Source organism: Janthinobacterium sp. GW458P (assembly GCF_002127585.1).
In the GTDB taxonomy this organism is placed as follows: Bacteria; Pseudomonadota; Gammaproteobacteria; order Burkholderiales; family Burkholderiaceae_D; genus Janthinobacterium.
Genome location: NZ_NEGZ01000002.1, coordinates 76,506 through 93,354 on the forward strand (window position 1 = coordinate 76,506; position 16,849 = coordinate 93,354).

Genomic DNA, 16,849 nt, shown 5'->3' on the forward strand with positions numbered 1-16,849 from the left:
CACATGAGTCAATTTTTCCAGATTCACCCCGACAATCCGCAATTGCGCCTGATCAAGCAGGCGGCGCAGATCATCCAGTCCGGCGGCGTCGTGGCCTTGCCCACGGATTCCTGCTACGCGCTGGTATGCCAGCTCGATGACAAGGGCGCCGTCGAGCGCCTGCGCCGCATCCGCGGCGTCGATGAAAAGCACCATCTGACCTTGCTGTGCCGCGACTTGAGCGAGCTGGGCGTGTACGCGCGCGTCGACAACCGCCAGTTCCGCCTGCTCAAGGCGGCCACGCCGGGCGCCTACACCTTCATCCTGGAGGCGACGCGGGAAGTGCCGCGCCGCCTCAGCCATCCTTCGCGCAAGACCATCGGCCTGCGCGTGCCGCAGCACCGCATCGTGCAATGCCTGCTGGAAGAGCTGGGCCAGCCCCTGCTGGGCGCCACGTTGACCCTGCCCGGCGATGAAGACAGCCTGACGGACGCCGACACCATCCGCGCACGGCTGGAAAAGCTGGTCGACCTGATCATCGACGGCGGCGTCTGCGCACACGGCCCCAGCACCGTGATCGACCTGACGGGGCCGGAGGCGGAAGTGGTGCGCGTGGGACGCGGCGACCCGGCCGTGCTGGGTTTGTAGCGAGGCATCGCGCACCCGTTCCGGCGCCGCTCTTCACCTATTCTTAATGACAACATAAGCAAGGACGGTGGACGCCTCTGTTAAAATCGGCGTCATGAATGATATCAATGTGACGGTACAGACGGTCGCGGTGTATCTGGTGCCGGTGCTGTTTGCCATCTCCCTGCATGAAGCGGCGCACGGCTACACGGCCAGGTATTTTGGCGATCCGACGGCCTCGAACGAGGGCCGGCTGAGCCTCAATCCCATCCGGCACATCGATCTTTTCGGCACGATCCTGCTGCCCTTGACCCTGTATTGGGCGATCGGCGTGCCGTTCGGCTATGCCAAGCCGGTGCCTGTCGATTTCAGCCGCCTGCGCAATCCGAAGCGGCAGATGGCCTGGGTGGCGCTGGCAGGGCCGATGGCCAACCTGGCCATGGCGTTTGGCTGGATGATTGCGCATGTCCTGCTGGGCACGGTATCGCCCGGTTTTGCCATGCGCGGTTACCTTGACGAGGTGAGCCTGGCTGGCGTGGCGGTCAACGTGGTCATGTTCTGTTTTAACCTGATACCCGTGCCGCCCCTCGATGGCGGGCGCATCGTCGCCGGCATGCTGCCCGACAGCCTGTCGAGGAAGTACGCCAGCATTGACCGCTATACGCCGTTCGTCTTCGCTCTGCTGATTTTTCTGAGCTATAAAGGCTACCTGGGCCTGGCGTTGAGCGGCGTGCTCCAGAAGGCGGTGGAGCTCCTGTACGCGATGACCTTGCCGCTGCGTATGCTGCTGGGCTGATGTGTGCTAAAGAGCAATTAACTGATGGAAGTACCGATGCAAGCAACTGAACAAGTAGTAGACACTGAAACGATTTCTGGCTGGGTGCGCCGCTGGGCGCCCCTGATTCCCGGTGGCGAAGTGCTGGACCTGGCGTGCGGCGCCGGCCGTCATGCGCGCCACCTGGTGAGCCTGGGCCACCCCGTGATCGCGCTCGACCATGATCCGGAAATGCTGGAAAAGGCGGCCGGCACGGGCATCACCACCTCGCTGGTGGACCTGGAAGGCCCCGACGCCGCCTGGCCGTTCGCTCCCTGCCGCTTTGCCGGCATCGTCGTCACCAATTATCTGCACCGGCCGCTGCTCGAGGCGATGATCGCCAGCCTGGCGCCCGATGGCGTGCTCGTGTATGAAACGTTTGCCGAGGGCAATGAGCAGTTCGGCAAGCCGTCGAATCCCGCATTCCTGCTGAAGGAAGGCGAGATGCTGGCCTGGGCGGTAGAGCATGGCTTGCGTGTGGTAGCGTACGAGGACGGGCGCGTGGAACAGCCAAAAGCTGCTCTGGTGCAACGAATTTGTGCCGTCCGGCCAGATTTTCCACGGTTGGCAGCCCTGCTGCCGACCTTTTGAGCGGCAGTTTATACTTCAGAATGCACCACAGGCGCGGGCTATCCGCTACAATCGTTGTTTTATTTATCGGCGCTATAAACTTACTATGATCAAGGGCAGCATTGTAGCAATCGTCACCCCGATGCACGCGGACGGCAGTCTGGACTTTCCAGGTCTGCGCAAGCTGATCGACTGGCATATCGCCGAGGGTACGGACGGCATCGTCATCGTGGGCACCACGGGCGAATCGGCAACTGTGAGCGTGGAAGAGCACTGCGAACTGATACAGCTGACCGTCGAGCACGCCAAGGGACGCATTCCTATCATCGCCGGCGCCGGTGGCAACTCCACGGCCGAGGCCATCAAGCTGACGCGCTATGCGAAAGAAGCGGGCGCGGACGCTGTCCTGCAAGTGGTGCCGTACTACAACCGTCCTACCCAGGAAGGCATGTACCAGCACTTCAAGGCCATCGCCGAAGCCGTCGACATCCCCGTCATCCTGTACAACGTCCCTGGCCGCACCGTTGCCGACATGAGCAACGAGACCATCGTGCGCCTGTCGGCCATCCCGAATATTGTCGGCGTGAAAGATGCAACGGGCAATATCGGCCGCGGCGTCGACCTGCTGCGCCTGGTGCCAGCCGGCTTCGCCGTGTACTCGGGCGACGATCCGACGGCCATGGCGCTGATGTTCTGCGGCGGCCACGGCAATATCTCCGTGACGGCCAACGTCGCGCCGCGCGCCATGCACGAGCTGTGCGTGGCCGCGATGGCGGGCGAACGCGCCACGGCCATTGCCATCAATAACAAAGTTTTCCCATTGCACCAGAAATTGTTTGTCGAGCCCAACCCGGTGCCCGTCAAATGGGCGCTGGCCGAAATGGGCATGATGCCTGCCGGCATACGCTTGCCGCTGGTGCCGCTGGCTGAAAATTGCCACGACACCGTGCGTGACGCCTTGCGCGACGCGGGCGTCCTGTCTTAAGCCCGGACTTTAAGCCCGGACTCGTACAGTCCGGACCTTCCCTGATTTCAGCTGCTACTTAGCTTCTTATCCAGTTACGACATGACTAATTGCAAGAAAACCAAACCGGCGCCTGCCACCATCGCCGTCCGCGGCATCGTCATCGGCGCCGTCGCAGCCAGCCTCGCGGGCTGCGGCATGATCAGTTCGGTGGTTGGTGGCGACAAGGTCGACTACAAGTCGGTCAAGAAAGCCAGCACCCTGGACGTGCCGCCTGACCTGACGCAATTGCAGCAGGACAACCGCTACTCGCTGCCAGACTCGAAAAACGGCGTGGCCACGGCTTCCGGCTACAACGCGCAGCGCAACGCCACGGCAGGTACGCCTGTCGTCGTGGGCGCCGACGGCGTGGTGGGTGTCGTGCCGGTCACGGCGGGCGGCGTCAAGGTTGAGCGCGCGGGCAACCAGCGCTGGCTGGTGGTCAAGCAGTCGCCTGAAGTGCTGTGGCCGCAACTCAAGCAGTTCTGGGAAGATTCCGGCTTCAGCATCGCCATCGACCAGCCGACGGCCGGCATCATGGAAACCGAGTGGAACGAGAACCGCGCCAAGCTGCCGCAGGATTTTATCCGCAACACCATCGGCAAGGCTTTCGATTCGCTGTATTCGACGGGCGAGAAAGACAAGTTCCGCACCCGCATGGAGCGCCTGGCCGACGGCTCGACCGAGATCTACATCAGCCACCGCGGCGTGGAAGAGGTCGTTACGGGCCGCGACAAGGAAACCACCACCTGGACGGCGCGTCCCAACGATCCGGGCCTGGAGGCGCAATTCCTGGCCAAGCTGATGACGCGCCTGGGCGCGGCCAGCGACGAAGCGCAAGCGAAGACGGCCGTCGACGCCGCCATCGTGCAGCCGCAGCACGCCAAGCTGGTGGGCGACGCCGCCACGCCGGCGCGCGCCATCGAAGTCGATGAAGCGTTCGACCGCGCCTGGCGCCGTGTCGGCCTGGCGCTGGACAGGGTTGGTTTCACCGTGGAAGACCGCGACCGCACGCAGGGCACGTATTTCGTGCGTTACGTCGATCCGGACGCGGTCAAGAAAGATGGTTTCTTCTCGAAACTGTTCAGCTGGGGTTCGTCCTCCGACAAGGACAAGGAGGCGCAGCGTTACCGCGTGCTCGTCAAGGCCGGCAATGGTTCGACCAGCCTGGTCAGCATCCTCAGCAACGAAGGCCAGCCGGCCACCTCGCCAGTGGCCGAGAAGATCCTGGGTCTGCTGAACGACCAGTTGAAATAAGCGCTACATTCGCGGCAGGCATCAGAACCTGCCGCACATTAAAAAGGCTGGCCCGGGAAACCGGGCCAGCCTTTTTTATTGCCTGCGTCCGGCATATATATCCTGCGGATAAAATGCCGGACGCAAAAAAGCCGGCCCGAAGGCCGGCTTTCTTTAGTGCAGGGTGCTAAATTACTTAGCAGCCGATGCAGCAGCCGAAGCAGCCGAAGCAGCGTCGGTAGCGGCCGAAGCGGCAGCCGAAGCAGCAGCAGCAGCGTCGGTAGCGGCCGAAGCAGCAGCGTCAGCAGCAGCAGCTGGAGCAGCTTCAACTGCTGGTGCTGGTGCTGGGGTTTCAACTACTGGTGCTGGTGCAGGAGCTTCTTCTTTTTTGCTGCAAGCAGCCAGAGCAACAACCATCAGGGAGGCGATCAGCAGGGATTTTTTCATTTGTTTTCCTTAATTATTTCAAAAAATAAATCAACATTGTTGCGATGAATAATTACCGGTAATTATCGCTCGTTAGGTCGTCTTCGAAGGCTTTTCGTACCAGGTGGTGCCTGCCAGACAACGGAAACTTCCTAACCGAATATTATAGCGATTTTTGGTGCGTCGCAATAGGAGCAAGAGGCAAATTCGCAACTATTTTGTGATATCGCAATATTTGCCGGGGCAAATTGCAAGCAAGTGTAAATGTTTTGCGAAAGCGCGACAAAACGATATAAAAATAATATGCTTTGTTGCGCTAGCGCAGAACTCGCACTATTTGCCCTTGTAATACCACTTTGCTACGCTACCGTCATTCAAGCCAGTTCGATCCAGCCATCCTGATACCAGGTATATAACGCATCCATGACGTCATCGGAAGCCTGGGCCACGGCGGCGCCATCGAGGGCGCGTTCGTTGGCCAGGGTTTCCAGAGCCGCCTTGTCGGCCTTGCCAATGGCAAATGACTCGCCATTGATAAAGACATTCTTGCCACGATACAGCATCAGGGTCTTGCGTGACAACACAACACCCTTCTTTTGCGCGGCATCCGCGAAGCGGCCCACCGTCAATGGCTTCGACAGCGGCGTGAAAAACACATTGTGCTTCGGTTCCGACAGGTGTTCGCCCAGGAAGATGGTGACATCTTCTTCCGTGAAGCGCACCTTGTTCAGTTCTTCTGCGATGGTGCTGAGCATTTCACGGGGAATTTCCGCCGGTTTGCCCGAGGCTTTCAGGTCCGGATCGCTGTAAATGCCCGGCAAGTCGATCGAGTCGGCCATGAATTGCAAAAAGGCTTCACCCAGTTCCTGGAACGTGGGCGAGCGGAAACCGATCGAATACGTCTGGCAGTCGCCGATGGCCACGCCGTCGTGCGCGTAGTGGGGCGGCAGGTACAGCATGTCGCCCGGTTCCAGCGTGAATTCTTCGTCGGGCGTGAAATTGCTGAGGATTTTCAGCGGCAGGCCGTCGATCAGGCTCAGGTCCTTCTGCGCGCCGATGCGCCAGTGGCGCTTGCCCTGGCCTTGCAGCAGGAACACGTCGTAGGAATCGAAATGCGGGCCCACGCCGCCGCCGTCGGTGGCGAAGCTGACCATCAGGTCGTCCAGGCGCGCGTCCGGCAGGAAACGGAACTGGCGCAGCAGGGCGTCGGCCTTGGCGCTGTGCAGGTTGGCGCCCTGCACCAGCAAGGTCCATTCCTTCTGTTTCAGCGAAGGCAGGCTGGTCAATGGACCCTGCTGCATGTTCCAGTGGCCATCCGCGTGGCTGACCAGGCGCGATTCGACGTGGTCCAGCGTGGCCAGCTCGGCCAGAGCCTTGAAATCGAACAACGCCTTGAAGCCGGGCACGGCCTGGCGGATCAGCAGGGGCTTTTTATGCCAGTAGTCGCGCAAAAATTGCGCCGGCGTGATATCGCCGAGGAGAGTTAATTTATTCATGCGCCCATTATAACAACCGGAAATGCAGGAATGCGCCTGTCGTTGGCGGCGTAAAGGTATAATTTGCCAGCTTATACAATGAAAGGAAGCATAATGAAGATTGCCAAGAATACGGTCGTGACTGTCAACTACAAACTGTCAGACGCGCAAGACAATCTGATCGAAGATGGCCGCCAGCCTATGGTCTACCTGCATGGTGATTATGAAAACACCCTGCCGAAGATCGAAGAAGAGCTCGACGGCAAGGAAGTTGGCTACTCCAACACGATCCAGATCGAACCGGATGATGCTTTCGGTGAATACGACCCAGCCCTGGTCAAGGTAGAGCCGCGCAATCGCCTGCCTGAGCCGCTGGAAGTGGGCATGCAGTTCGAAGGCATGCCGGAAAGCGATTCGCCGGACGAAGAAGCGATGATCTTCACCGTCACCGATATCGCCGACGACAAGGTCGTGCTGGACGGCAACCATCCACTGGCCGGCATCGCGCTGCGCTTCTCGCTGACCGTCGCTGACGTGCGCGCAGCCACCGACGAAGAAATCGCCCATGGCCACGTGCATGGCGCGCATGGCCACGACCATGGCGATGATGAAGATGAAGGCGAAGAGGGCGATCACTTCCGCACCCACCCAATCCACTAACACCTGACCAAACCTGCTGCGCGCGGCGGGGCGCGGCCGGCGATGCTCACCGGCTCGGCGCCCCCGTACTTACGTACGGTTGCGCTTCTCGGCCACGCCGCGCCGCTGCTCGCGACGGTTTTGTCAGGCGTCGTGACGTTTGTTGGTCGTGACGTCTGTTGTTGGATAGATGAAGGCTGGCTGCGTGCCGGCCTTTATTTATTGCGGCGCACTTTTATCGGCGCAGTGTCGACGCCCTGGCGCGGGCCTGCGCCGATGGCCTGACGGCCCGTTGACGCACCTCAAAGTATGGCGTCTTGCCGGGCCGCACGGCGATGGCGGACCAGTCGTTGTCGATGCTGACGTGGCCCAGGTTGCCTTTCCAGCGGATTGCCGGCGCGCCCGTCCTGGCCGTGGCCTTCTTGTTTTTTCCCTCTTTGCCGTCCGCGTCGCCATCGCGCTGCGTATCGACCAGTAACACCTTGCCGCTGAACTTCTTCGCCAGGGTGCGGATCTGCTTGCGCGGCCCCGCAAAGCCATCCTGTTTCGAACTGAAACTGGGCAGCAGCGAATTGTCGTCTTCATCGAGCACGCCCACGTCGCCGTCGGAAAACAGCACGATGCCGTCGAGCTGCTTGCGCTGCGCCATGGCGAACAACCGCTGCAGCCAGGAACGGTTGGCCACCAGGCGGTCTTCGAACTCGCTGTTGCGGCCCGCTTCCGGCAGGAAATGGTTGTTATTTGCGGGCAAGTTGACGGTGGCAAACAGCACGCCGCCGTATTCCCAGTGCGCGTTTTCCGCATAGCTGCGGAACTTTGCCGTCGATGACAGCCGCGACAGGGTCAGCTTGCGCTGGCCCAGGCTCTGGTCGTCCGCGAAATACACGTCGCGCAGGCGGTTCAGGCGTTCGATGGCGTTGATGCGGCCGCGCGAATTGCGGCAGTTGGCCCAGTCGCTGGCCGACAGCGAAACGATCAGCGGCGGCCCGCTGGCGTCGAGCAAGTCCTTGCGCTGGCTGTACAGCTTGTCGCTGCACGATTCGCTGGCCGCCTTGATGCCGGTCGCCACCACGAAGGAGGCATTGAAGGCGCTGGTGTCGGCGATGGCTTTTTTCAGCGGGCCATCGTCGGGCCCCGCCTTGAAGGAGTGGCCCAGCACGGCAAACTCGAAGCCGGCCTGGTCGCCCGGGGCTGCCAGCGCCGGCTGTCCCTGCAGGCAAGCGGCCAGCAGGCCGGCCGCCAGCAGGGGCAGGCGAACGAAGCGGCGCCCGATGGTCATGCGGCGGCCAGCCGTTTCAACTGGTACAGCTGCTCCAGCGCGTCGCGCGGCGTGAGCGCATCGGGATCGAGGTCGGCGATGGCGTCGAGCAAGGCTTGCTGCGCTTCATTGAGCGCGGCCAGCGGCGCCGCCGCTGCCTCGTCTTCATCTTGCGCATACGGATCGGCTGCCGGTGCGGCGAACAGGTCGCGCTGCGGCGTGGCGTCCAGCGCCTGCGCTTCCAGGCGCGCCAGGTGCTTGCGCGCGGCCTTGATCACCGGTTGCGGCACGCCGGCCAGCTGCGCCACCTGCAAGCCGTAGCTTTGCGAGGCGGGACCGGCTTGCACGGCGTGCAGGAAGACGATGCTGTCCTTGTGTTCGACGGCGGACAAATGCACGTTGGCGGCGCTCGGATGACTGTCCGGCAGTTGCGTCAGCTCAAAGTAGTGTGTGGCAAACAGGGTGAAACTACGGCTGGTGTCGATCAGATGGCGCGCGATGGCCCAGGCCAGGGCGAGGCCGTCGAAGGTCGAGGTGCCGCGGCCCACTTCATCCATCAGCACCAGCGAGTGCTCGGTGGCGCCGTTCAAAATCGCGGCCGATTCCGTCATTTCGACCATGAAGGTCGAGCGTCCGCCCGCCAGGTCGTCGGTGGCGCCGATGCGCGTGAAGATGCGGTCGATGGGGCCGATGGTGGCGGACGCGGCCGGCACGTAGCTGCCCACGTAGGCCAGCAGGGTGATCAATGCCACCTGGCGCATGAACGTCGATTTACCGCCCATGTTCGGGCCGGTAATCAGCAGCAGGCGGCGTTCGTTGACGAGGCGGCAATCGTTGGCGATGAAGCGTTCGATCTGCTTTTCCACCACGGGGTGGCGGCCTTCGACGATATTGATGCACGGCTCGTCGACCAGTTGCGGCGCGGCCCAGTTGTGCTGCTGCGCATGTTCCGTCAGCGCATTCAGGGTGTCGAGCTGGGCCAGGCCCTGCGAAATGGTCTGCAAGGTGCCGATGTGCGGCGCCAGCTCGGCGAGCAGCAGGTCGTACAGCATCTTTTCGCGCACGAGGGCCTTGTCTTGCGCCGACAGGGCCTTGTCTTCGAACACCTTGAGTTCCGGCGTGATGTAGCGTTCGGCGTTCTTCAGGGTCTGGCGGCGGCGATAGTCGTCCGGCACCTTGTCCGTCTGGCCGTGCGTGACTTCAATATAGAAGCCGTGCACCTTGTTGTATTCGACGCGCAGGTTGGCGATGCCCGTGCGTGCGCGTTCACGCGTTTCCAGGTCGAGCAGGAACTGGCCCGCGTTTTCCGACAGGGCGCGCAGTTCATCGAGTTCCGCGTCGAAGCCCGTGGCAAACACGCCGCCGTCGCGCACCATGGCGGCCGGTTCCTGCGCCACGGCGCGCACCAGCAAGTCCAGGCAGGCGGTCGGTGTCGCCAGGGCCGCGTGGATGGCGGCCAGCAAACCCGTTTCGCCGCCCTGGCCAGGGCCATAACAACGGACCACGTCGCCGCGCAGGGCCGGCAGTTGCAGCAAGCCGTCGCGCAAGGCGGCCAGGTCGCGCGGACGCGCCGACAGCAGGGCGATGCGCGTGGTGATGCGTTCGATGTCGGGCACTTGCGCCAGGGTGGCGGCGAGCGGACCGGCCGCTTCGCTTTGCGCCAGCGCGGCGATGGCTTCATGGCGCGCGCGCGCCACGTTCTGGTCGCGCCGCGCATGGTGCAGCCAGTGGCGCAGCATGCGCGAACCCATGGCCGTGCGGCAATGATCCAGCAGGGAAAATAGCGTCGGCGATTCCTGGCCGCGGATGGTTTCCGTCAGTTCCAGGTTGCGCCGCGTGGCCGCATCCAAGCCGATGAATTCGCTTTCCGTTTCCGTCGTCAGGGAGCGCACGTGCTGCAAGCCGCGGCCCTGCGTCGATTGCGCATAGCGCAGCAGCGCGCCGGCCGCGCCGAACGCGGCGCCGAGGCCGTCGGCGCCAAAACCCGTCAAGGTCGCCACGCCCAGCTGGTCAAGCAGGGCCTTGTGGCCGCCGACCACGTCGAAATGCCAGTCCGGCACGCGGTTGATGTGGGTGCCCGCATAGTCGTCGAACAGGTTGCCGTTGTCGCCGCTCAATATTTCGGCCGGCACGATGCGCTCCAGTTCCTGTTGCAATCGCGCGGCCACGGTGCTGCTGTCGCCGGAAAACTCCATCAGTTTTAGTGCACCGCTGGCCAGCGACAGCCAGGCCAGGCCCGTGGTGACCGTCTTGCGTTGCGTGATGCTGCACATGGCCAGCAGCGGGCGCTCGGCCTTTTCGGGCAGCAAGTCCGCATCCGTCAGGGTGCCGGGCGTGACCACGCGCATGACCTTGCGCTCGACTGGGCCCTTGCTGGTGGCCGGATCGCCGATCTGTTCGCAAATGGCCACCGACTCGCCCAGCTTGACCAGCTTGGCCAGATAGCCGTCGAGCGAGTGAAACGGCACGCCGCACATCTTGATGGGGTTGCCGCTGGCCACGCCGCGCGCCGTCAGGGTAATGCCCAGCAGGCGCGAGGCTTTTTCCGCATCCTCGAAAAACAGCTCGTAGAAATCGCCCATGCGGTAGAAGACCAGCATCGTCGGATGGTTTTCCTTGATGCCTAAATATTGCTGCATCATGGGAGTAAGCTTTTCAGCCGAATTTTTCTTTGCCGCGGCGGCGTTGATTTCTTTTGGGACGGTGGTCATGTGTTCTTTGTCGTTGGTCCGGCGGCAGGGAAACGCATGCCTGCCGGGCTGTGGGTGGTGCTGTGTGCGTGCCAGGCCGCGCCAGGGGGCGGAGCTTGGGTTCAAGGCCGTCATTTTACCGCTTTCGGCGGGCAGGGCGGCGTATTGCGTGCGGATGGGGGGGGCTGCCGCGCCGACAGGCGGCGCGGCGTGAATATATCTGTTTGAAGCGAAGGGCAGGAATCGCAATGTCAAACGATAACAAGGGCAGTCATTCCGTCATGGTCACAGGCATGGGCATTGATCTCCACGATATCAGTCTCTTCGGGGAAAAAGTACAGATCTTCCACTTGGATCTGACTAATTTCTGCCTTTGACGCTGCGGCACATGATTGATAGAGAGTACAACGTCCTGTCGCAGCGTGGATCTGCATTGATCCCCCTGTTTATAGATGAGCGGAATTAATTTGGTCCAGTATCGCCGCCGATGGAGCCTTCCGGGTCGAAAGAAAAGACGCGTAGTTCTGGTTGCCGACTATCGCCCCGCAAGATGCGGACGGTCAGCACGAATGATATTTCCCAGCGTCCCTTCGTGTGGCCCACATCAAGCGTGTGCTTCCATTCCTGGCGTATGCGGCGCAGGTCGGGCAGGAGTGGATCTGGCGGTAGCAGCTCGGAAACAAAATCGAGTTGCAGGGGATAGGTGGCGCCTACGGCTTGCAGGAAGGGGGATGGGGGGGAATAGACGGTCGGAATACCGGTGCCTATCTGTGTCAGCTGCGGTACGCTGATGATGCAGCAATCGAGGATCTGAAATGAGGTGAAGCCGCTTTTTTCCGAGCCGCAGCAATTGACTTCCAAGTAGACATGCTGGCCCGCTTGAAAGTGAACACTGCCCATATAAGGGCCGTGGCGCGGGTCGGCTGTGCCATCGCAGGAAGTGAAGGTATAGTCGAGCTGGTTGCTGGTTTGGTCGGCGTCAAAATGTACCGACAATTTCATCCACGGCTTTTCATACATCATTTTTTGCTGTCACTTTCTAATTTGATAAGAAGTTGTTGATAACGAGTATCCCTTCGCAATGGAAGGAAATCGGGTTCCGATTCGATCAGGTGCAAGGGATAGCCGAGTTTTGCCGCTTTTTCTAAAGAAACAATCGCTTCAGTACGCATGCCGATCAGTTCGAAGGTGAGTGCCGCCCGAAATGCGATGGCGCTGGTTTCGGCCTGCGCCAGTGTTTTTTTTAGTAACTCCAACGCCTGTTGCTTGTGCATGACACGGGCCTGGTAAAGCGCCATGCGCGACAGGGCGGTCGTATCGCCTGGCGTGCGTTCAAGCACGGGCGCTAGCAGGGCGATGGCGCGCTGGTAGGATTGGATGGATGCGGCCGCCAGCGATGGTACCCAACGTTGCGCATCGGCCAAGTTGGCCCATTGCAGATAGGCGCGCGGATTGCCTTTGCTGGCGGAGACACTATCCTCAAAGGCGCGCACTGCACCCAGGTAGTCGGTCTTGGTAAATAGCAACGTCCCAAGATTGTTGTACAGTTCCCAGTGGGGGCGGATTTGCAAGCCTTGCTGTAACACTTGCGCGGCTTCCTCGTTGCGGTTCATGCTTTGCAATACCAAGCTCAAGCCTGCGTAGGAACCGGATGACAGCGGATCCATCTTGATACTGTTGCGCATTGCCTGTTCTGATGCGGCAAGCTCTCCTTGCTCAAAATACATGCGTCCCTGCAATGCGTGAAAAAGGTGTTCTTGCGGATAGGCTGCCATGGCGACGGCCAGAGTAGCCTTGGCCAAGTCGTAATTTTTGGCATAAATCAGCATGCGTGTCTTGCCGTACAAGCCCAGCAAGTTGTTCGGTTCCAGGTTCAGTGCAGCGGTGGCTTCCTGCATGGCTTCTGCACGCTTTCCCTGAAATTCCCGTACCCACGCCTGTGCCACGTGCGACAGGGCAAGCTGGTTGTCGGCTTCCAGCGCCTGCCTGGCGCTCACGTCGGCCCGCTGCAGCCAGGTGTCGTCGCGGCCATTGCCGATATAGCGCAAGCTCGAAGCCAGCGATAAGCCAGCCGCGGCGGCGGCGTTGGCTGGATTATGCGCCAGCACTTTGCTGAATTCTTCAATGGCAAGGGTCTGGCTGGTATCGCGATCGAAGGTACGCAGCGCCTCCATGCCGGAACGCATGGAGGCTATCTCGGAATAGGCGGCTGTGGCGTTGTCGCTGCGCCGGGTGGCGATCAGTTCTGGTGCTTTCCAGGCGGCCAGTGCCAGCATCACGGCCGCCGCACAGGCGAGCATGGTGCGTTGGCTTGGCAAGTGAAAACGGATCGAAATGGCTTTCTGTGGACTTGGCGCCGGTTTGCTCGGCATAGCGTGAGCCGGCTGCTCATTACTTGGTGCCCCTAGCGCCTCGCGCACGTCGCGCATGGTGCGCGGCCGCTCGGCCGGGTCGTGCGCCGTCATCGCGCGCACGAGGGCGTTGATGGCGGGCGGCACGGAGTCGGGCAGGTCGGGCCACGGCTCCGTCGCCTGCATGTGGGCGGCGGCCAGGGCCAGGCCGTTCAGGTGGGCGAAGTGGCGCTGGCCGGCCAGCATTTCGTACAGCATGGCGCCCAAGGCATACACGTCGCCGCGCGTGTCGGGCAGGCGGCCCATCAGGCGCTCGGGCGCCATGTAGGCGATGGTGCCCTGCAGGTCGCACAGGGTAGTCGTTTGCGTCGCTTGCGGGTCGATGTGGCGGGCCAGGCCGAAGTCGAGGATGCGCACCTTGCCATCCGCTTCCAGCATCAGGTTCGACGGTTTCAGGTCGCCGTGCACGAGGTCCATGGCGTGCGCTTCGTCCATCGCGTCGGCGATCTGGTAGGCGATGTCGAGCGCCGCCTGCAAATCCGCCTTGCCGCTGTGCATGAACTGCCCCAGGGTCTGGCCTTCGACCAGTTCCATGACGATGGACTGGCTCGTGCCCTGGCCCTCGATGGCAAAGATGCGCACGAAGGCCGCATGCTTGAGCGAGGCGGCCAGGCGCGCTTCATTGATGAGTTTTTCGGGATGCAGCACGTCGGCTTGCGGTTTTAGACGCTTCAGCGCCACGCTGCGGCACAGCTTGGCATCCCACGCTTCGAATACATGGCCGAAACCGCCTTCGCCCAGCAAGCGGCGCACTTCGTAGTGCCCGCTGATCGTGTCGTCTTGCGGCGGGGTCTGACGCAGGGAGTCGAGCAGTTCCATATACCTTGGCTTCAGAGTGCATCAGCGTGGACGTCAAGCATCGAGAGGGTCAATGCGATGTTTGAATGCCCAAGATGATTGATTTTGAGTAACTTCCTGATTTAAAACGATTGTTTCGAATAAGTCAATTAATATTGGCAAGGAGTGAACAAAAGTTGCTGCCGGATGGCGATTGCTATTTTTGCGCCCGGCATGCCGTCAATGTGCGCGAACGCAATGACGAATGTTTCGTAGCACCCGATAATGCCAACGGGAGAGGCACCGCATGGACCGGTGCCGCGTTGTGTGCCGGACAAGGATAGGAGTCATTATGCGCGGCGTGATCCGCTTGAACGATCCCACCAGCCACGGCGGCAAGGTGGCGGGCGCGGCGCCGGACAGCACGGTGCTGGGCGTGGCCGTGGCGCGCAAGGGCGATCCTTGCGTGTGTCCGATCAAGGGCCATGTGCGCTGCGTGATCGCCGAGGGCGATCCGCAGGTGCTGATCGATGGCGTGCCCGTGGCGTTTGATGGGCACAAGACCAGCTGCGGCGCCAGCCTGATGTCCACCGTGGGCAACAGCGGGCGCGGTTAGCGCAGGCAGGCGTCGATGGCCGCGCCCAGCTTGTCGACGATTTCCTCGACGTGGCTGGCGTCGATGATGTAGGGCGGCGCCAGCAGGATGTGGTCGCCGTGCAGGCCGTCGATGGTGCCGCCCATGGGGTAGCACATCAGTCCATTCTGCATGGCTTGCGCCTTGATGCGCGCGTGCAGGCGGCGGGCCGGGTCGAACGGCTGCTTGGTGGCGCGCTCCTGCACCAGTTCCAGGCCCAGGAACAGGCCGCGGCCGCGGATGTCGCCCACGTGCGGGTGCTCGCCGAAGCGCTGGCGCAGCCGCTCCTGCAGCAAGCCGCCCATGGCGCGCACGTTGGCCAGCAAATCGCGCTCCTCGATCTGCCGCTGCACGGCCAGGGCGGCGGCGCAGGCCGTGGCGTGGCCGATGTACGTGTGGCCGTGCTGGAAGAAGCCCGTGCCGGCGCGGATGGTCTCGCGGATGTCCCTGGACACCATCACCGCGCCGATGGGCTGGTAGCCGGCGCCCAGCCCCTTGGCGATGCAGATCAGGTCGGCCGTGACGCCTTCCTGCTCGCAGGCGAACAGGCTGCCCGTGCGCCCCATGCCGCACATGACTTCGTCGAGGATCAGCAGGATGCCGTGGCGCTGGCAGATGGCGCGCATGCGCGCAAAATAGCCGGCGACGGCGGGCAGGGCGCCGGCCGTCGCGCCGACGACGGGCTCGACGATGAAGGCCATGACGTTCTCCGCGCCCAGTTCGGCGATATTGTCTTCCAGTTCCTGGCCCAGGCGCGCCACGTAGTCGGCATCCGTTTCGTGCGCCTGCTGGTCGCGCCAGGCGTAGCAGGGCGACACATGGGTCACGCCGATGAGAAGCGGCTCGAACTGCTGGCGGCGCCAGGCGTTGCCGCCCGTGGCCAGCGCGCCCAGGGTGTTGCCGTGATAGCTCTGGCGGCGGGCGATGACGTGGCGGCGCTGGGGCTGGCCCCGCTCGACGAAATACTGGCGCGCCAGCTTGAGCGCGCTCTCCACCGCTTCCGAGCCGCCGGAGACGAAATACACGCTGTCGATGCCGTCTGGCGCCCGCTCGACGAGGAAATCGGCCAGCTGCTCCATCGGCTCGCTGGTGAAAAACGAGCTGTGCGCGTATGCCATCGTGGCAATCTGCCGCTGCACGGCGGCGATCACGGCCGCATCCGAATGGCCGAGGCAGGAGACGGCGGCGCCGCCGCAGGCGTCCAGGTAGCGCTTGCCATCGGCATCGATCAGGTAGGGACCGTCGCCGCCCGTGGCGACAGGGTAGGTGGCGGTCAGGCTGCGGTGGAAGACATGGCTCATGGCATCGCTTTCTTGTCGGCAAGTGGGAATGGCCGATTATAGGATGCGCTGCGCCGCATTGCAACGTTTGATGTATTTTTTCTTAATTTACATCATTTGATGTTTCTGCATAGGCGCCTAGCGCCCGCAGCTGGTTTTCCGCCGCGCCGATGGCGTGCACGGCATCGTGTCCCGCGCGCGCCACCAGCAGTTCCGCCAGGCTTTCCACGGCCGCGACGCCGGCCACGATGGAGGGGAAGAACGAGGGGCTGTCGACGGCGATGACGATGCTGGCGTCGGCCTGCAGGGCCAGCGGCGACATGGCGCTGTCGCTGATGGCGACCACCTGGCAGCCGGCCTGGCGCGCCGTTTGCGCCACCAGCAGCGCTTCGCTCGAATACGGCGCGAAGCTGACGACGACGACGGCTTCGCCTGCCTGCAGGGCGCGCAAGTCCATTTCCAGGGTGCCGCCCTGGCCGCTCAGCAGCTGCACGCTGGGGCGCAGCAGCCGGTACAGGTAGTGCAGGGTGTAGGCGATGGGGTGGGCGGCGCGAAAGCCCGCCACGTGCACGCGGGGCGCCGCCTGCAACAGATTGGCGGCAGCATCCAGGGCGGCGTGGTTGGCGCTTTCCGTGGCGGCCAGGTTGCGCTGCTGCGCCGCGAACACTTCCGTGACCAGGCCGCCGTCCTTGCCGGCCAGCGCGCCCGCTTTTGCCGCGTAGCCGGCCGGGCCGGCGCGCAGACGTTCGACAAAGATGGCTTTCAGTTCCGGCCAGCCGGCAAAGCCCAGCTGCTGCGCCAGGCGCACGAGGGCGGCCGATTGCACCTGGGCCCGCGCGGCGATGCTGCGCATCGAGGAAACGGCCACGTCGTCCGGATGGTCGGCCAGGTAGCGGGCGCCGGCCTGGAATTGCGGACTCAGCCCCGCATAGCGGGCCTTGATCAGGTCCATCAGTGCCGCATAATTGTCGTTGGTGCTTGCTGCCTGCATCGCCTGCCTTGCATCGTGAGTGTCGTTGCGGCGATGGTA

At 62.5% G+C, this 16,849-nt stretch carries 15 protein-coding genes; 7 read left to right on the forward strand and 8 right to left on the reverse strand.

Annotated features, from left to right (window positions below):
• The first annotated feature begins 3 nt into the window (after positions 1 to 3).
• The 5 genes from CBW50_RS02500 (at position 4) to bamC (ending at position 4,250) form a co-directional block, all read left to right on the forward strand.
• The gene (locus CBW50_RS02500) at positions 4 to 627 is read left to right on the forward strand and encodes an L-threonylcarbamoyladenylate synthase (RefSeq protein WP_086144052.1); all 624 of its coding nucleotides are present in this window, start codon (positions 4 to 6) and stop codon (positions 625 to 627) included.
• 94 nt (positions 628 to 721) lie between these two features.
• Positions 722 to 1,402 (forward strand): site-2 protease family protein, encoded by a 681-nt coding sequence (locus tag CBW50_RS02505; RefSeq protein WP_086144053.1) that lies wholly within the window; start codon positions 722 to 724, stop codon positions 1,400 to 1,402.
• 36 nt (positions 1,403 to 1,438) lie between these two features.
• Entirely contained in the window at positions 1,439 to 2,011 is a 573-nt protein-coding gene (locus CBW50_RS02510; RefSeq protein ID WP_086144054.1) for a bifunctional 2-polyprenyl-6-hydroxyphenol methylase/3-demethylubiquinol 3-O-methyltransferase UbiG, read from the forward strand.
• A gap of 85 nt (positions 2,012 to 2,096) precedes the next feature.
• The gene (gene dapA / locus CBW50_RS02515; RefSeq protein ID WP_086144055.1) at positions 2,097 to 2,975 is read left to right on the forward strand and encodes a 4-hydroxy-tetrahydrodipicolinate synthase; all 879 of its coding nucleotides are present in this window, start codon (positions 2,097 to 2,099) and stop codon (positions 2,973 to 2,975) included.
• Positions 2,976 to 3,056: 81 nt separating this feature from the next.
• Positions 3,057 to 4,250, forward strand: a complete 1,194-nt coding sequence (bamC, locus tag CBW50_RS02520; RefSeq protein WP_086144056.1) for an outer membrane protein assembly factor BamC — start codon at positions 3,057 to 3,059, stop codon at positions 4,248 to 4,250.
• Between the two features lie 171 nt (positions 4,251 to 4,421).
• Here bamC and CBW50_RS02525 read toward each other — a convergent pair whose 3' ends face one another.
• Together CBW50_RS02525 and CBW50_RS02530 are read right to left on the reverse strand one after the other, a co-directional pair.
• The gene (locus CBW50_RS02525) at positions 4,422 to 4,676 is read right to left on the reverse strand and encodes a hypothetical protein (RefSeq protein WP_034783358.1); all 255 of its coding nucleotides are present in this window, start codon (positions 4,674 to 4,676) and stop codon (positions 4,422 to 4,424) included.
• A 353-nt stretch (positions 4,677 to 5,029) separates the two neighbouring features.
• Positions 5,030 to 6,151: a cupin domain-containing protein gene (locus CBW50_RS02530; protein ID WP_086144057.1), complete on the reverse strand. Its 1,122-nt coding sequence runs from the start codon at positions 6,149 to 6,151 to the stop codon at positions 5,030 to 5,032.
• Between the two features lie 93 nt (positions 6,152 to 6,244).
• On the opposite strand from CBW50_RS02530, the gene CBW50_RS02535 reads away from it, so the two are divergent.
• Positions 6,245 to 6,790, forward strand: a complete 546-nt coding sequence (locus CBW50_RS02535; protein ID WP_086136197.1) for a peptidylprolyl isomerase — start codon at positions 6,245 to 6,247, stop codon at positions 6,788 to 6,790.
• A 214-nt stretch (positions 6,791 to 7,004) separates the two neighbouring features.
• Here CBW50_RS02535 and CBW50_RS02540 read toward each other — a convergent pair whose 3' ends face one another.
• The 4 genes from CBW50_RS02540 to CBW50_RS02555 form a co-directional block, all read right to left on the reverse strand.
• Positions 7,005 to 8,048 carry a hypothetical protein gene (locus CBW50_RS02540; protein ID WP_086144058.1) on the reverse strand — a complete coding sequence of 348 codons (1,044 nt, stop codon included), beginning with the start codon at positions 8,046 to 8,048 and terminating at the stop codon, positions 7,005 to 7,007.
• Complete coding sequence (gene mutS / locus CBW50_RS02545) at positions 8,045 to 10,738, reverse strand: DNA mismatch repair protein MutS (protein WP_086144059.1); 2,694 nt, start codon at positions 10,736 to 10,738, stop codon at positions 8,045 to 8,047. The genes CBW50_RS02540 and mutS overlap by 4 nt, the downstream gene beginning before the upstream one ends.
• Before the next feature lie 441 nt (positions 10,739 to 11,179).
• Positions 11,180 to 11,740 (reverse strand): hypothetical protein, encoded by a 561-nt coding sequence (locus CBW50_RS02550; RefSeq protein ID WP_139842380.1) that lies wholly within the window; start codon positions 11,738 to 11,740, stop codon positions 11,180 to 11,182.
• Entirely contained in the window at positions 11,737 to 13,947 is a 2,211-nt protein-coding gene (locus CBW50_RS02555; protein WP_086144061.1) for a serine/threonine-protein kinase, read from the reverse strand. Before CBW50_RS02555 ends, CBW50_RS02550 begins: the two co-directional genes overlap by 4 nt.
• Before the next feature lie 310 nt (positions 13,948 to 14,257).
• On the opposite strand from CBW50_RS02555, the gene CBW50_RS02560 reads away from it, so the two are divergent.
• Complete coding sequence (locus tag CBW50_RS02560; RefSeq protein WP_086144062.1) at positions 14,258 to 14,521, forward strand: PAAR domain-containing protein; 264 nt, start codon at positions 14,258 to 14,260, stop codon at positions 14,519 to 14,521.
• Here CBW50_RS02560 and CBW50_RS02565 read toward each other — a convergent pair.
• Together CBW50_RS02565 and CBW50_RS02570 are read right to left on the reverse strand one after the other, a co-directional pair.
• Positions 14,518 to 15,840, reverse strand: coding sequence for an aspartate aminotransferase family protein (locus CBW50_RS02565; protein WP_086144063.1), 1,323 nt, complete (start codon positions 15,838 to 15,840; stop codon positions 14,518 to 14,520). The genes CBW50_RS02560 and CBW50_RS02565 overlap by 4 nt on opposite strands.
• An 82-nt stretch (positions 15,841 to 15,922) precedes the next feature.
• Positions 15,923 to 16,810 carry a MurR/RpiR family transcriptional regulator gene (locus CBW50_RS02570; RefSeq protein WP_086144064.1) on the reverse strand — a complete coding sequence of 296 codons (888 nt, stop codon included), beginning with the start codon at positions 16,808 to 16,810 and terminating at the stop codon, positions 15,923 to 15,925.
• Positions 16,811 to 16,849: the final 39 nt, after the last annotated feature.